1 protein-coding gene and 1 pseudogene are annotated in these 1166 nt (G+C 63.1%); both read left to right on the plus strand.

Annotated elements, in window-relative coordinates:
- A pseudogene (locus EN893_RS34895) lies at positions 1 to 194 on the plus strand (protein-L-isoaspartate O-methyltransferase); the annotation flags it as partial.
- 181 nt (positions 195 to 375) lie between these two features.
- A partial coding sequence (locus EN893_RS34900) for a TolC family protein (RefSeq protein WP_164901428.1) occupies positions 376 to 1166 on the plus strand: 791 nt, incomplete at its 3' end.

The following is a 1166-nucleotide window of genomic DNA, read 5'->3' on the forward strand; positions in this document are numbered from 1 at the left end:
TCGCGGAAGTCCCTGTGACGCTGCTGGACCAGCTCGCCGAGGGCGGCCGCCTTGTCGCCGTCGAAGGGCAGGGCAATTCCGGCGTGGCTCGTCTCTTTTTCAAGGCCGGGGGGGTTGTAACCGGAAGACGGGCATTTAATGCGGCAATTAAGCCACTACCGGGGTTTGAACGCATTCGTGCTTTCGAATTCTGAATGATTTGGCCTTGCAGCAGAGGCTTTGTCATGGTCGCTTGCATTTGAACGATCGCTGCTGATGCCAAACTGGGGGCACTTTGGGGTGAGCAGCAGGGAACATCGAACACGCGGCGCCGGCTGATCAATGAGAGAAGCAGGCGCGGCGCGGTTCCCATGGAAAACGAATGAGGGTTTAACCGTGCCGTCTTTTCGCAAGTCACTTTTCACCGCCGTTCTCGTCTCGGCGACCATGCTGTCCCCACTGGCCGCTTCAGCCGAAACCATCTCCGGCGCGCTTGCGAAGGCCTACCAGTACAATTCTTCGCTGAATGCATCCCGCGCTGGCGTTCGCGTCACCGACGAGGGCGTCGCCATCGCCAAGTCGGGCTACCGTCCGGTTGTCACCGGCTCGGCGAATATCGATTATTCGAGCAGCCATCTCAACGGCACCAATTCAAGCGTGCGGCTGACCACCGGCAATTTTGGCGTCCAGATCGACCAGACGCTGTTCGACGGCTTTCAGACCAGGAACAATGTCGCTGCCGCCGAAGCGCAGGTCCGGGCTTCGGTCGAAAGCCTGCGCAACACCGAAGAGGGTATCCTGTTCAGCGCGGCCCAGGCCTATATGAACGTGATTCGCGACCGGCAGGTCGCCGTGCTGACCGAGCAGAACCTGCAGTTCCTGACCGAGACGGCGCGCGCGGCGCGTTCGCGTTTCGAGGTTGGTGAAGGCACGCGCACCGATGTCGCGCAGGCCGACGCTTCACGCGCCGCCGCGGTGGCATCGCTGAGTGCTGCCCGGGCGCAGGCGCTGGCAAGTGCGGCGCTCTATCGCCAGATCGTCGGCGACGAGCCGGGCAAGCTCAAGGGCGCTTCGCCGGTGGCAAAGCTGTTGCCGTCGAGCCTCGCCGCCGCCGTCGGGGTGGCCTCGAACGAGCATCCGGCCATCCTTGCCACGCAGCATCTGGCCGACGCCGCCGCGTTTTCGGT

The sequence above is a fragment of the Mesorhizobium sp. M7A.F.Ca.CA.004.04.2.1 genome (genome assembly GCF_004022825.1).
In the GTDB taxonomy this organism is placed as follows: Bacteria; Pseudomonadota; Alphaproteobacteria; order Rhizobiales; family Rhizobiaceae; genus Mesorhizobium.